The organism is Limnohabitans sp. (genome assembly GCF_040400975.1).
In the GTDB taxonomy this organism is placed as follows: domain Bacteria; phylum Pseudomonadota; class Gammaproteobacteria; order Burkholderiales; family Burkholderiaceae_C; genus Limnohabitans_A.
Genome location: NZ_JBBAPF010000018.1, coordinates 18,488 through 31,845, shown reverse-complemented (window position 1 = coordinate 31,845; position 13,358 = coordinate 18,488). Strand labels below are relative to the sequence as shown.

Genomic DNA, 13,358 nt, shown 5'->3' with positions numbered 1-13,358 from the left:
CACCATGGCACGCACCATCCAACAATTGTTCGACTTGACCGGTCAAGTCGCCTTGGTCACAGGAGGCTCGCGTGGCCTGGGCCTGCAAATGGCCCATGCCCTGGGCGAGGCCGGCGCCAAGATCATGCTCAGCTCTCGCAAAGCCATCGACCTGGAGCAAGCTGCAGCCGAACTGCAAGCCTCTGGCATCGACGCCCGCTGGATTGCCGCCGACTGCGGCAAGGAGGAAGACATCCGCCGCCTGGCGGCAGAAACCATGGAGCGCATGGGGCCGATCGACATCTTGGTCAACAACGCAGGCGCCACCTGGGGCGCCCCTGCCGAAGAACACCCGGTGGAAGCTTGGGACAAGGTCATGAACTTGAACGTGCGCGGCTACTTCATCTTGTCGCAAGAGGTGGCCAAGCGCTGCATGATTCCTCGTGGCAAGGGCCGGATCCTGAATGTGGCCTCCATTGCAGGCCTCGCGGGTAACCCGTCCGAGATGAAGACCGTTGCCTACAACACCTCCAAAGGCGCAGTGGTGAACTTCACTCGCGCTTTGGCGGGGGAGTGGGGTGAACATGGCATCACGGTCAACGCCATTTGCCCCGGTTTTTTCCCCAGCAAGATGACCTATGGTCTTTTGGAAAAGCTGGGCGCAGACAAGATGGCGCAAGGCGCACCTTTGCGCCGTTTGGGTGACGATGAAGACCTCAAAGGTTTGGCCGTTTTGTTTGCATCCGACGCGGGCAAGCACATCACAGGTCAATGGCTGGCGGTGGATGGTGGTGTCAGCGCCATCATTGGTGGTTGATTCTGGCCATCAACAGCATGAGCATTCCTTTCGGCGCGACCATTCCATTTGTGGAGCATCTGGGCTTCACCCTCGAAAAATTTGAAGGCGGTCAATCCGAACTTCACTATGCACCCAAGCCAGAACATCTCAATTCTTTTGATGTCACCCACGGAGGCGCTGTGATGGCGCTGCTGGATGTGGTCATGGCCACTGCCGCCCGCAGTGTCGAGGTGGGCATGGGCGTGGTCACCATCGAGATGAAAACCAGTTTCATGCAGCCTGCCAAAGTGGCACCAGGTCAAAAATTGACGGGTCTGGGTCAGTTGATGCACCGCACCCGCAGCATGGCTTTCACAGAAGGCCGTATTTTTGATGCTGAGGGTCGTTTGTGTGCCCATGCCACCGGCACCTTCAAATACAAGGCACGTCACAACAGTGAACCATCGGGCAGTTTGCCCACCGATTGACTTTTTCTTCTTTTACACCGGAGTTTTTTCATGCCATTGAACCACCGCATCGTCCTTGATAATCGCCCTCAAGGCGAAGCCTCTGTCCAAAACTTCAAAATGATCGAGGTGCCTATGCCAGAGATCAAAGACGGTGAAGTGTTGGTATGCCACCATTACCTGAGCTTGGACCCGTACATGCGTGGTCGCATGAATGAGACCAAAAGCTACGCCCAACCCCAAGCTTTGGGCGAGGTCATGATTGGCGGCACTGTTGGCGAGGTGGTGGACAGCCGCCACCCCAAATTCAAGGCGGGTGACACCGTGGTGGGCATGGGTGGCTGGCAAGAGTTCAGCGTGGTGGATGCCACGGTGCTGGGCGCACTGCGCAAAGTGGACACAACCCATGTGCCCTTGTCGCATTACCTGGGTGCTGTGGGCATGCCCGGTGTGACCGCTTGGTACGGTTTGGTCAAGATCATTGCGCCCAAAGCAGGCGAAACCGTCACGGTGAGCGCTGCCAGCGGCGCTGTCGGCAGCGCCTATGGCGCATTGGCCAAAGCGCGTGGTTGCCGTGTGGTGGGCATCGCTGGCGGCAAAGACAAGTGCGACTACGTGGTCAAGGAGTTGGGGTTTGATGCCTGCATCGATTACAAAGAGTACAAAGACTACATCAGCCTGTCCAAGGCACTGCGCGATGCCTGCCCAAACGGCATTGACGGCCACTTTGAAAACGTAGGTGGCATGGTGCTGGACGCGGTGATGTTGCGCACCAACGCGTTCGCACGCATCGCCGTGTGCGGCATGATCGCCGGCTACGATGGTGCGCCACTGCCCATGGCCAACCCGGCCCTGATTTTGGTCAACCGCATGAAGATCGAAGGCTTCATCGTCAGCGAGCACATGGAAGTTTGGCCCGAGGCACTGCAAGAACTGGGCACACTGGTGGGCACCGGCAAGCTGCGCCCCCGTGAATCCGTGGCGCAAGGCTTGGCCGCTGCGCCTGAGGCTTTCTTGGGACTGCTTAAAGGCAAGAACTTCGGCAAGCAACTGGTCAAGCTGGTCTGAGTCTGGCCATATGTCCGATTTGATCCTGCACCACTACCCGACCTCGCCTTTTGCAGAAAAGGTCCGCTTGATTCTGGGCCACAAGCAACTGGACTGGAAGAGCGTGTTCATTCCAATGGTCATGCCCAAGCCTGAGCTGACGGCGCTGACGGGCGGTTACCGCAAAACGCCAGTGTTGCAGATCGGTGCAGACATTTACTGTGACACCTCGCTGATTGGGGATGTTCTGGAGCAACTTAAACCTGCACCTACGCTCTACCCCGAAGCGCTTGAGGGTGCCGCTCGCATTGTGGCGCAGTGGGCCGACAGCGCCTTGTTCACGGCCTCAATGGCCTACAACTTCCAGCCTGTGGGCGTGGCGCAAGTCTTTGCGGGCGCACCCGCTGAAGCCGTGCAGGCCTTTGTGGCCGACCGCACCGCCATGCGCAGTGGTGCCGCCCGCATGGCGTCCACCGACGCTGCGGCCACCTACAAAAGTTACTTGCGCCGCATCGCCAACATGTTGCAAGGGCAAGACTTTTTGTTGGGCCATCAGCCCTGCCTGGCCGACTTTGCGACTTATCACCCCTTGTGGTTCACTCTTGATCGAACGCCTGCTTTGGCTGGCATTCTGGACGCCACACCCGAAGTCAAAACCTGGATGACCCGCATCAAGGCTATCGGCCATGGCAAGTCCTCCAAATGCAGCGCCGATGAAGCCTTGCAGTTGGCCCGCAATTCAAGGCCTGCCTCACTGCAAGGCGAGGTCTTCCAGGACGAGCACGGCATCGCGCTGGGCAGCCAGGTCCTGATTGCTGCGGACAATTTTGGCCTCGAGCCGACCCCAGGCGAGTTGGTGTCGGCCACACGCACCCGTTACACCTTGCGCCGCACGGGTGACCGTTCGGGCACCGTCCATGTCCATTTCCCGCGTGTCGGGTTCACATTGAAAAAGGTTTCCCCATGATCAACCATTTCCAAGGCAAAACCGCTGTGCTGACCGGTGCAGGTTCAGGCTTCGGCCTAGAGTGCGCACGCATCGGCGCAAAATTGGGCATGAACCTGGTGCTGGTCGACGTACAAGCAGATGCACTCGACAAAGCCGCAGCTGAAATGACCGCGCAAGGCGTGCAGGTGTTGGCCCGCAAAGTCGATGTGTCGAATGCCCAGGCCATGGCGCAATTGGCTGCCGATGTCCAAGCGCGTTTTGGCGCACCGCATCTCGTCTTCAACAACGCGGGCGTTGGGGCGGGGGGCTTGGTTTGGGAAAACTCGGTGGCCGATTGGGAATGGGTGTTGGGCGTCAACCTGTGGGGGGTGGTGCATGGCGTGCGACTGTTCACCCCCATGATGCTCGAGGCCGCCAAGTCCGACCCCCATTACCAGGGGCACATTGTCAACACGGCCAGCATGGCCGGTTTGCTCACACCGCCCAATATGGGTATTTACAACGTCAGCAAACACGCTGTGGTGTCACTGACCGAGACCCTTTACCAGGATTTGCATCTGGTGTCAGACCAAATCGGAGCGAGCGTGCTGTGCCCTTACTTTGTTCCCACGGGCATCAGTCAAAGCCACCGCAACCGCCCCGCAGAGCTGGCTGCAGACAAGCCGACCGCCAGCCAGTTGATTGGCCAAGCGCAAAGCGACAAAGCGGTGGGCAGTGGCAAGGTGTCTGCCGCGGATGTGGCGCAAAAGGTGTTTGATGCGGTTGCCAGCGACCAGTTCTACATTTACAGCCACCCACAGGCACTGGGCAATGTACAAAGCCGCATGGAAGCGATTGTGCAGGGCATCAACCCGCCAGACCCTTTTGCGGCACGTCCTGAAGTGGGTGAAGGTCTTCGCAAGGCCTTGCGCGAGGCCAAGGCTTGACATGCAGAGCTTAGAGGTGTCAACGGTGGAACTGCCCCTCGTAGCAGTGTCTGACTTCAGCACTTGGCAGAGGACCTGCGCACCGATTAATACATACGAGTGAATTAATGAGGGGGCTTTTCTGGCCAAATAAACCCTGGCCTTGTGGCAAACTTCCCAGCTTGCGTGAAAGAAGTTCCTCCCGATGTCCAAAATCTTGGTCCAGCTGGCCACTGAAATCCATATCCGCCTCGATCAGGTCAAGACCGCCGTTGAATTGCTCGATGGCGGGGCGACCGTCCCCTTCATTGCCCGATACCGCAAAGAAGTGACGGGTGGGCTGGACGACATTCAGCTGAGAGAGTTGGAGGCCCGACTGGGCTATTTGCGCGAACTCGAAGACCGCCGATCAGCGGTCCTCAAGAGCGTCACCGAACAAGGCATGATGACGCCCGAGTTGTTGGCCGCCATCGAGGCTGCACCCTCCAAACAAGCGCTGGAAGACTTGTATCTGCCCTACAAGCCCAAACGCCGCACCAAAGGCATGATCGCCCGCGAAGCCGGGCTGGAGCCATTGGCAGACAGTTTGTGGGCGAACCCCCAACTCGACCCACATGCCCAAGCGCAAGCTTTTGTGCTCGCTGCAGGTGCCATTGAAGGTGCTGATTTCACCACCACAGCCGCCGTGCTTGACGGTGTGCGTGATTTGCTCAGCGAGCGCTGGGCAGAAGATGCCTCGCTGGTGCAAGCCCTGCGCGAATGGCTGTGGAACGAAGGCCTCTTCAAAAGCAAACTGGCCGAGGGCAAGGATGAGAACAACGCCGATGTGGCCAAATTTCGCGATTACTTTGACTATGACGAACCGATGGGCCGAGTGCCCAGCCACCGTGCGCTGGCCGTCTTTCGAGGTCGAGCGCTGGAAATGCTGGACGTCAAACTGGTGCTGCCTGTCGAACCCGAGCCGGGCAAGCCCAGCCTGGCAGAAGGCAAGATCGCCATGCACCTGGGCTGGAGCCATGCGGCCCGCCCATCGGACGACCTGATCCGCAAATGCGTGGCCTGGACGTGGCGCGTGAAACTGAGCCTGTCGACTGAGCGAGACCTGTTCACTCGCTTGCGTGAGGAAGCCGAAAAAGTCGCCATCAAAGTGTTCAGTGACAACCTGCGCGATCTGCTGCTGGCAGCGCCCGCTGGCCCCCGCGTGGTCATGGGCCTGGACCCGGGCATTCGCACGGGCGTGAAAGTGGCCGTGGTGGACGCCACAGGCAAACTGGTGGACACCGCCACGGTGTACCCACACGAGCCTCGCAAGGATTGGGAGGGCTCTCTGCTCACCTTGGCCAAGCTGTGCGAGAAACACAAGGTCAACCTGATCGCGATTGGGAACGGCACCGCCAGTCGGGAAACCGACAAACTGGTCGGTGATCTGATCAAGCAACTGGCCCGCCTGCAAGAGGGCATTCGGGAAAGTGTGGAGATCCAGAAAATGGTGGTCAGCGAAGCGGGCGCATCGGTTTACAGCGCCAGCGAATTCGCTTCCCAAGAAATGCCGGATGTGGACGTGAGTCTGCGCGGAGCAGCCTCGATTGCACGCCGTCTGCAAGACCCCTTGTCGGAGTTGGTCAAGATCGACCCCAAAGCCATCGGCGTGGGCCAGTACCAGCACGACGTGAACCAAAGCGAGTTGGCCAAAACCTTGGACGCGGTGGTGGAAGACTGCGTGAACTCGGTGGGCGTGGATCTGAACACCGCCAGTGTCCCCTTGCTCACCCGCGTGTCGGGTTTGTCGGCCAGCGTGGCCAAGTCGGTCGTGCGCTGGCGCGATGCCCATGGCGTGTTCAAGAACCGTCAGGACTTGCTCAAAGTGACAGGCCTGGGCGCCAAGACCTTCGAGCAAAGTGCGGGTTTTTTGCGCATTCGCGGTGGCGACAACCCGCTGGACATGACCGGCGTTCATCCCGAAACCTACGCGGTGGTCGAGCAGATCATTGTCAAAACCGCCAAGCCCATTCAAGAGATCATGGGCCGTTCTGAAGTTTTGAAAACTCTCAAGCCAGAGCTGTTTGCCAACGACAAGTTCGGCGCCATCACCATCAAGGACATCCTGGGCGAGCTGGAAAAACCCGGCCGCGACCCGCGCCCCGACTTCAAGGTCGCACGTTTGACCGACGGTGTGGAAGACATCAAAGACCTGAAAGAAGGCATGACCCTGGAGGGCACCGTGAGCAACGTGGCCCAGTTTGGTGCTTTTGTCGATTTGGGCGTACACCAAGACGGCTTGGTGCATGTGAGCCAGTTGGCCAACAAGTTTGTGACCGACGCCCGCGAAGTGGTCAAGACCGGTGACATCGTCAAAGTAAAGGTACTCGAAGTTGATGTGGCCCGAAAGCGCATCAGCCTGACCATGAAGCTCGACGCAGCCCCCACCCGCCGCGATGGCCCCAGAGACAACAAGTTTGAAGGGGCAGGTCGGGACAACAGACAACGTGGCGGTGGTGGCGGTTACACATCTCCCCCCGCATCAGGTTCGGGCTCCGCCATGGCCAGCGCTTTTGCCAAGCTGCAGGGCCTCAAGAAGTAAAACCCATGCAAGCCCTCCATATCCACGCTGGCCCCAAGGCCCTGGCCCATATCCGTGAACACGGTCTGCGGCCAGAACACATCGGTGTCATCCCGGGTGCTGCAGGCGGACCCAAGGGGCTGATCCTTGGGCCCTTGGACCGGTTCATCTTTGGTGAGTGGCTGTCCCAAAGCAGTCAGTCGGTCGATTTGGTGGGGGCCTCCATTGGGGCTTGGCGCATGGCCACCGCCTGTTTGAACGACCCGGTGCCAGCCTTTGAACGCTTGGAGCACGATTACATTCACCAACATTACGAAGTGCTGCCGGGTCAAAAACGGGTCACCGCAGCGCAGGTGAGCGAGGCCTTTGGCCACAGTCTGCAAGCCTTTTATGGCGGCCGCATCTCAGAGTTGTTGTCGCACCCCCGTTACCGCCTGCACATCGTCACTTCGCGCGGGCGGCACATCCTGCACCGCGAACACCCGCTGGGCACGCCACTGGGTTATGCGGGGGCATTTTTGAGCAACGCTGTGCACCGCCAGGCGCTCGGCCGCTGGTTGGAGCGGGTGGTGTTTTCAGGGCAGGGCGCTCCGCTGCCTTTTGATGTGCATGACTTTCGCACCCGCGCCGTGGGCCTGACAGAAGGCAACTTCATGCCCGCCCTGCAAGCCAGTTGCTCCATTCCATTTGCCTTGAAAGCCGTGCACGACATTCCCGGTGCACCCGCAGGCGCCTATTGGGACGGCGGCATCACCGATTACCACTTGCACCTGAACTGGAATGGACCAGTGAAAGGTCCAGAGCGTGCCATCGTGCTGTACCCGCATTTTCAGAAAAGTGTGGTGCCGGGTTGGCTCGACAAAGCGCTCAAGTGGCGGCACGGCGCAACGCCTTTTCTGGACCACACCATCGTTTTGGCCCCCAACACCGAGTGGGTCAAAACCCTGCCGAATGGCAAATTGCCCGACCGCAACGACTTTATGACCTACGACCGCGATTTGGCGGGGCGGGTCAAGGTGTGGAACACGGCAGCCCGTGCCAGCCAGCAGTTGGCGGATGAGTTCAGCCACTGGTTGCAAAACCCCAACTTTTCCATGGTTCAGCCTTTGTAAGGATTGCGCATGTCTCAAGCCTATGTCGTCGGTCAAATGACCGTGAAGAATCCCGAAAAATGGGCCCAATATCGATCGCAGGTCTTGGGGACATTGCTCCCTTTTGGCGGGGAGCTCGTGTTTCGGGGTGAACAGGTTCAATCGTTTTCGGGCGTGAACCCGCACCCTGACATCGTGGTGATCCGTTTCCCTTCTTTGTGCGATGCGCAGGGCTGGCATGCATCCCCAGCCTACCAAGCCCTGATCCCTTTGCGCCAAGAAGCTGCCGATGTGGTTTTGACCACTTATGAGGCATAAGCCTGATGGCAAACCAGATAATCACGGCATGTTGACCGATACCCCATTCCTCACCGCGGCACTTTACAAATTCGTTGATCTGCCCGACTTTGCTGACCTGCAAGCGCCTTTGCAGGCTTGTTGTGAATCCAATGATGTGAAGGGCACCTTGCTCTTGGCGCACGAAGGCATCAATGGCACGATTGCCGGGCCTGAAGCAGGTATCCGCGCCGTGTTGGCTTTTTTGCGTGCCGATCCACGCCTGGCCAGCTTGCCGCACAAAGAGTCCTGGAGCCCCAAGCCGCCGTTCACCCGCATGAAGGTCAAGCTCAAAAAAGAAATCGTCACCCTGCGTGTACCCAAGTTGGACCCGAACAAAACCGTGGGCCAATACGTCAAACCCGCCGATTGGAATGCCTTGTTGGCCGAGCCGGAGGTGGTGGTGATCGACACACGCAACGACTACGAGGTGGCCATTGGCAGCTTCAAGGGCGCGATCAATCCGAACATCAAGAATTTTGTGCAGCTGCCCGCCTGGCTGGACGCGCAAGAAAACCTGCAAGGTGAAGCCGCTAAAAAACCCAAGGTGGCCATGTTTTGCACGGGTGGCATTCGCTGCGAAAAATCTACCGCGCTCCTGAAAATGCGTGGTTTTGACGAGGTGTACCACCTCGAAGGCGGCATCCTCAAATACCTGGAAGAGATCCCGCCCGAGCAGAGCGCCTGGGAGGGCGAGTGCTTTGTGTTTGATGAGCGCGTGAGCGTGGTCCATGGCCTGGCGCTCGGCAGCCACGAACTGTGTCGCTCTTGCCGCTGGCCCCTGAGCGAGCAGGACAAGCAATCACCTAACTATGTGAAAGGCGTGAGCTGCGACCACTGCCACGACCAGCGCACGCCCGAGCAAAAAGAAAAAATGGCCGAACGCCAGCGTCAGGTGGAATTGGCCGAGGCCCGTGGTGATGTCCATGTGGGCGCCAAGATGCCCAAGCACGAGGCTTTATGACGCTGGGATCGTGCCGACCCGAACCATCAGGGTGTGAGCTCACCAAGCTCACAAACTCGTCAGCAGCATGTCCCGGTATTCGTCTGCCGACGCAATGCGCGGGTTGGTCTTGTGACAGTGATCGGCCAAGGCCCCGGAGATGACGGCGTCAAACAGGCTTTCGGTCACGCCCATCGCGCCCAAGCCTGTTGGGAGCCCTAAGCGGGCACACATGTCCCGGATGGCGTCGGGGATGTCCGAGCCGCTTTGCAGGCCCATGGCTTGGGCCATGCGGTTCAGACGATTGTCTTTTTGAACGGTTTCGGCCGCGGCATTGAACGTCACCACAGCGGGTAAAAACATGGCGTTCAAGGTGCCGTGGTGCAGGCGAGGGTTGACGCCGCCCAGGCTGTGGCTGAGCGAGTGCACGCAGCCCAAGCCCTTTTGGAAGGCCATGGCGCCTTGCATGCTGGCGCTCATCATGTTCAGGCGCGCTTCGCGGTCCTGTCCATTGACCGTGGCGCGTTCGATGTGCGCCCAGCCTCGGGCCAGCCCGTCGAGCGCGATGCCGTCTGCAGGCGGGTTGAAGGGCGCGGCCATGAAGGTTTCCATGCAATGCGCCACCGCGTCCATGCCGGTGGCAGCCGTCAAGATGGGCGGCAGGCCGAAGGTCAGTTCGGGGTCGCAAATGGCCGCTTTGGGCACGATGAACCAGCTGTGAAAGCCCACTTTGCGGCCGTCATCCAGGATCAAAATCGCACCGCGCGCCACTTCGCTGCCAGTGCCGCTGGTGGTAGGCACGGCGATGATGGGGGCCACCCGGTCGGTAATCTTGAGCGAGCCGCCTTCGATGGTGGCATAGGTTTTAAGTGGGCCATCGTGGCTCACGGCAATCGCCACGCCTTTGGCGCAGTCGATGGCCGAGCCACCGCCCACCGCGATCAGGCCGTCGCAGCCGCTGGCCTTGTACATGGCCGCTGCGGCGCGAACAGCCGACTCGGTCGGGTTGGAGGGGGTTTGGTCAAACACGGTCACGGGCAAGCCCGGCAGGGCGTCGAGCGCTTTTTGCAACACGCCTGCGGCCTTGACGCCCGCGTCGGTCACGATCAGCGGTTTGCGGATGCCTACGCGCTCGCACTCGGCCAGCAGCAGCTTGACAGCGCCAAAGTCGATCTGGATTTGGGTGACGTAGTTGATGAAAGACATGCGAAAACTCCAATCTGGGGCCCCGGTTCGCAAGTGACAGAACAGCGGGGCAGGGCGTTGTACGATCAAAGCCCATTTTGATGCAGGAAGGCGCTGGTGCCACATCGGGGCTGTCACCCTTGTTCGCGATGGTCCGTTTTTCCCAAACCTGCTGGCCTCGACAATCCCCCATTCACCCACACCCATGAGCAGCCACCACACCAATCCTAGCGCCTTGCTGAACGCCGCCACGCGCAGCCTGATTGAGCGGGTAATGCGCGCAGGCCGCCCCCCCATGGCTTCCATGACGCCTGGGCAGGCGCGCGAGTTTTACGACATTGGCGGGCCGATGCTGGACCTGCAGCCCGCCCCGAAGGTGTACCGGGTGGAAGACATCACCCTGCCAGCCCGAGATGGCCATGCCATGCCCGCCCGCTTGTATGCGCCCCAAAGCGATGCCGCTTTGCCTGTGCTGCTCTATATCCACGGCGGCGGTTTCACCGTGGGCAGCCTCACAACCCACGATGTGCTGTGCCGTCAACTCTCGCGCCACGGGCATTGCGCTGTGGTGTCGCTGGACTACCGACTGGCACCAGAGCACCGTTTTCCAAGAGCGGTGCACGACAGCTGGGATGCCCTGAAGGGGCTGCAGCTACACGGCAAGGCTCTGGGGCTGGACACCCAGCGATTGGCCGTGGGCGGGGACAGTGCAGGCGGCACCTTGGCCGCCGTTTGCGCGCTGATGGCCCGTGATGCGGGCCTGCCCCTGCGCCTGCAGCTGCTGTTTTACCCCGGTTGCATCGCCCGGCAAGACACCGCTTCGCACCACAGGTTTGCAGCTGGCTTCATGCTCGACAAGCAGACGGTGGATTGGTTTTTTGCCAATTACATCGACGAAGCCGACCGCGACGACTGGCGCTTTGCCCCAATGAACGCGCACGATCACGCGGGTCTGGCCAGCGCTTGGATCGGTTTGGCCGAATGCGACCCCTTGGTGGACGAGGGCGTGCATTACGCCGACAAGCTGCGCATGGCGGGTGTGGCGGTCGATTTGGAAATTTACAAAGGCGTGGTCCATGGTTTCATCACCATGGGCCGTGCCATCCCCGATGCCTTGCAAGCGCATGCCGATGCGGGCCGGGCCTTGAAACACGCTTTTGAAAGTTGAACCCATGAAACGCCAGGACTTCCGTTTTTCTCACCGCATGCGCGTGCGCTGGGTCGAAGTGGACATGCAAAAGATCGTGTTCAACGGTCACTACCTGATGTACTTCGATACCGCCGTGACCGACTATTGGCGCAATCTTGCCATGCCCTATGCCGAGACCATGCACCAGTTGGGCGGCGACCTCTTCGTCAAAAAGGCCAGTGTCGAGTACCACGCCAGCGCCGAGATGGACGACTTTCTCGATGTGTGCATGCGCTGTGACCGCATCGGCAACTCGTCCATGAGCTTTGCAGGGGCGATTTTCCGGGGCGATGAACTGCTGATCACCAGCGAGCTGGTTTATGTGTACGCCGATCCGGTGGCGAAAAAGAGCCAGCCCATCCCGCCCCCCTTGCGCGACCTGCTCGAAGGCTTTGAGCGCGGCGAAGACATGGTGCAGGTGCATGTGGGTTCGTGGCACGACTTCCAAAAACACGCCAGCCCGCTGCGACATGAGGTGTTTGTGGACGAACAAAAAGTGCCGGTCGAATTGGAGTTGGACCACGAAGACGACACCGCCTTGCACGCCGTGGCGCTGAACCGCATGGGCCTGTGCTTGGCCACAGGCCGATTGATTCAACACGCGCCGGGTGTGTCCCGCATTGGCCGCATGGCGGTCAAAAAGCAGATGCGCGGCAGCGACTTGGGCCGTCGTGTGCTGCATGCTTTGATGGACGCTGCGCAGCACCGGGGCGACAAAGAGGTGATCCTGCACGCCCAATGCAACGCCGAAGGTTTTTACAATCGCTCAGGCTTTGAGCCGCAAGGGGGTGTTTTTGACGATGCGGGGATTGCGCACATTGAGATGGTGCGCAAACTTTGAAATTCAAACATCGGCCAGCAGTTCGTAGGGCAGCGGCAGCAGTTCCAGCGCTTCGCCTTGCACGCTGCCCGCCAGCCAGCCTGTTTGCATACTCTCGGTCGTGCCGCTGACCAGCGCGTCAAAGCCTTGAGCATCAGGCCTGGCCGCACAAAACACCACGGTGGCGCAGGCCTGTTCGGGGTCTGTGGGCGTGAAAATGTCTTGCCCGGCGGTCAAGGCCACAGGGCTGTGCACCAAGGCCGTGCGGCGCTTGAGCGTGCCGCGAAACTGGCTGCGGGCCACGACTTCTTGCCCGGGGTAGCAGCCTTTTTTGAAGTTCACGCCGCCGACCGATTCGTAGTTGAGCATTTGCGGCACAAAAGCTTCAAACAGTGGCTGGGTCACCAGCGTCACGCCGCTCATGACCTCGGCCCAGGCCCAAACGTCGGTGGACAACTCAGCCCCGGCAGGGAGTGCTTGATCTGGCGGGCCGAGCCACAGGGCGCGGGGCACTTGGGTGTCGCCCAGCACGGCAGGGTAAAGCGACACAGCGTGCGATTGATCCCGGGTCGTGGTCTGCCAGGGAGACGCATCGCCCATCACAGTCCGGGCGCTGTCGCCCAACAAGCCGCGCAGCTGCCATTGGCCCGTGGCATCGGTCATTTTGACCTTGGCGCGCAGTACAAACATGGACAAGCGCTTGAGGGTCTGGGCCAGCAAATCAAGGCTCATGACCAACAAAACGGTGTCGGGCGCGGTTTTGATGACGACAAAGCTGGCCTGCATGCGGCCCTTGGCCGAGCAAAAAGCCGCCAGTCGGGACTGGCCCACGGGCAAGAGCAACACGTCGTTGCTCAGTTGGTTGTGCAAAAAGTTTGCCGCGTCTTCGCCTTGGGCCTGGATCACGCCCAGGTGGGGCAGGGCGGCAATGCCCTGGAGCTGGGCAGCGAAGTGGTCAATGCAGGGGGTGGATGAGGTGGACATGGCGAAAGGTGTGAGGTGAGACCCGCTGGCAGGGTCGACAGAATTCAATGGGGACCAAATAGGGCCACTGATCAAAGGCTGGAAAGCCTCAATTATGATCAGCCGCCAGAGTCAATCGGCTCTGT

Annotated in this window: 13 protein-coding genes; 11 read left to right on the top strand and 2 right to left on the bottom strand. The window is 60.0% G+C overall.

The window, feature by feature from the left end; genetic code table 11:
• Positions 1-4: 4 nt before the first annotated feature.
• The 9 genes from ABWQ00_RS11195 (at position 5) to trhO (ending at position 9,076) form a co-directional block, all read left to right on the top strand.
• Complete coding sequence (locus tag ABWQ00_RS11195) at positions 5-796, top strand: SDR family oxidoreductase (RefSeq protein WP_353238758.1); 792 nt, start codon at positions 5-7, stop codon at positions 794-796.
• A gap of 17 nt (positions 797-813) precedes the next feature.
• A complete protein-coding gene (locus tag ABWQ00_RS11190) occupies positions 814-1,245 on the top strand; it encodes a PaaI family thioesterase (RefSeq protein ID WP_353238757.1) in 432 nt (143 codons plus the stop codon).
• Between the two features lie 30 nt (positions 1,246-1,275).
• Positions 1,276-2,292, top strand: coding sequence for an NADP-dependent oxidoreductase (locus ABWQ00_RS11185; protein WP_353238756.1), 1,017 nt, complete (start codon positions 1,276-1,278; stop codon positions 2,290-2,292).
• 10 nt (positions 2,293-2,302) lie between these two features.
• Positions 2,303-3,238, top strand: a complete 936-nt coding sequence (locus ABWQ00_RS11180; protein ID WP_353238755.1) for a glutathione S-transferase family protein — start codon at positions 2,303-2,305, stop codon at positions 3,236-3,238.
• Positions 3,235-4,146 (top strand): SDR family oxidoreductase, encoded by a 912-nt coding sequence (locus tag ABWQ00_RS11175; protein WP_353238754.1) that lies wholly within the window; start codon positions 3,235-3,237, stop codon positions 4,144-4,146. Before ABWQ00_RS11180 ends, ABWQ00_RS11175 begins: the two co-directional genes overlap by 4 nt.
• Before the next feature lie 184 nt (positions 4,147-4,330).
• The gene (locus ABWQ00_RS11170) at positions 4,331-6,706 is read left to right on the top strand and encodes a Tex family protein (protein ID WP_353238753.1); all 2,376 of its coding nucleotides are present in this window, start codon (positions 4,331-4,333) and stop codon (positions 6,704-6,706) included.
• Between the two features lie 5 nt (positions 6,707-6,711).
• The gene (locus ABWQ00_RS11165; RefSeq protein WP_353238752.1) at positions 6,712-7,797 is read left to right on the top strand and encodes a patatin-like phospholipase family protein; all 1,086 of its coding nucleotides are present in this window, start codon (positions 6,712-6,714) and stop codon (positions 7,795-7,797) included.
• A gap of 9 nt (positions 7,798-7,806) precedes the next feature.
• Positions 7,807-8,094 (top strand): DUF1330 domain-containing protein, encoded by a 288-nt coding sequence (locus ABWQ00_RS11160; RefSeq protein ID WP_353238751.1) that lies wholly within the window; start codon positions 7,807-7,809, stop codon positions 8,092-8,094.
• A 28-nt stretch (positions 8,095-8,122) separates the two neighbouring features.
• Positions 8,123-9,076 (top strand): oxygen-dependent tRNA uridine(34) hydroxylase TrhO, encoded by a 954-nt coding sequence (gene trhO / locus ABWQ00_RS11155; RefSeq protein ID WP_353238750.1) that lies wholly within the window; start codon positions 8,123-8,125, stop codon positions 9,074-9,076.
• A gap of 48 nt (positions 9,077-9,124) precedes the next feature.
• On the opposite strand, the gene gbd is transcribed toward trhO, so the two are convergent.
• Complete coding sequence (gbd, locus tag ABWQ00_RS11150) at positions 9,125-10,261, bottom strand: 4-hydroxybutyrate dehydrogenase (protein WP_353238749.1); 1,137 nt, start codon at positions 10,259-10,261, stop codon at positions 9,125-9,127.
• A 184-nt stretch (positions 10,262-10,445) separates the two neighbouring features.
• Between gbd and ABWQ00_RS11145 the strand changes: the two genes are divergently transcribed.
• Positions 10,446-11,408 carry an alpha/beta hydrolase gene (locus ABWQ00_RS11145; protein ID WP_353238748.1) on the top strand — a complete coding sequence of 321 codons (963 nt, stop codon included), beginning with the start codon at positions 10,446-10,448 and terminating at the stop codon, positions 11,406-11,408.
• Positions 11,409-11,412: 4 nt separating this feature from the next.
• Positions 11,413-12,270 carry a YbgC/FadM family acyl-CoA thioesterase gene (locus ABWQ00_RS11140; protein ID WP_353238747.1) on the top strand — a complete coding sequence of 286 codons (858 nt, stop codon included), beginning with the start codon at positions 11,413-11,415 and terminating at the stop codon, positions 12,268-12,270.
• 3 nt (positions 12,271-12,273) lie between these two features.
• Here ABWQ00_RS11140 and ygfZ read toward each other — a convergent pair whose 3' ends face one another.
• The gene (gene ygfZ / locus ABWQ00_RS11135; protein ID WP_353238746.1) at positions 12,274-13,233 is read right to left on the bottom strand and encodes a CAF17-like 4Fe-4S cluster assembly/insertion protein YgfZ; all 960 of its coding nucleotides are present in this window, start codon (positions 13,231-13,233) and stop codon (positions 12,274-12,276) included.
• Positions 13,234-13,358: the final 125 nt, after the last annotated feature.

Bases quoted from the DNA above. Each gene is read 5' to 3' on its own strand.
- ygfZ (WP_353238746.1), bottom strand. From the start codon at position 13,233: ATGTCCACCTCATCCACCCCCTGCATTGACCACTTCGCTGCCCAGCTC.
- ABWQ00_RS11140 (WP_353238747.1), top strand. From the start codon at position 11,413: ATGAAACGCCAGGACTTCCGTTTTTCTCACCGCATGCGCGTGCGCTGG.
- ABWQ00_RS11190 (WP_353238757.1), top strand. From the start codon at position 814: ATGAGCATTCCTTTCGGCGCGACCATTCCATTTGTGGAGCATCTGGGC.
- ABWQ00_RS11170 (WP_353238753.1), top strand. From the start codon at position 4,331: ATGTCCAAAATCTTGGTCCAGCTGGCCACTGAAATCCATATCCGCCTC.
- trhO (WP_353238750.1), top strand. From the start codon at position 8,123: ATGTTGACCGATACCCCATTCCTCACCGCGGCACTTTACAAATTCGTT.
- ABWQ00_RS11175 (WP_353238754.1), top strand. From the start codon at position 3,235: ATGATCAACCATTTCCAAGGCAAAACCGCTGTGCTGACCGGTGCAGGT.
- ABWQ00_RS11185 (WP_353238756.1), top strand. From the start codon at position 1,276: ATGCCATTGAACCACCGCATCGTCCTTGATAATCGCCCTCAAGGCGAA.
- ABWQ00_RS11195 (WP_353238758.1), top strand. From the start codon at position 5: ATGGCACGCACCATCCAACAATTGTTCGACTTGACCGGTCAAGTCGCC.
- ABWQ00_RS11165 (WP_353238752.1), top strand. From the start codon at position 6,712: ATGCAAGCCCTCCATATCCACGCTGGCCCCAAGGCCCTGGCCCATATC.
- gbd (WP_353238749.1), bottom strand. From the start codon at position 10,261: ATGTCTTTCATCAACTACGTCACCCAAATCCAGATCGACTTTGGCGCT.
- ABWQ00_RS11145 (WP_353238748.1), top strand. From the start codon at position 10,446: ATGAGCAGCCACCACACCAATCCTAGCGCCTTGCTGAACGCCGCCACG.
- ABWQ00_RS11180 (WP_353238755.1), top strand. From the start codon at position 2,303: ATGTCCGATTTGATCCTGCACCACTACCCGACCTCGCCTTTTGCAGAA.
- ABWQ00_RS11160 (WP_353238751.1), top strand. From the start codon at position 7,807: ATGTCTCAAGCCTATGTCGTCGGTCAAATGACCGTGAAGAATCCCGAA.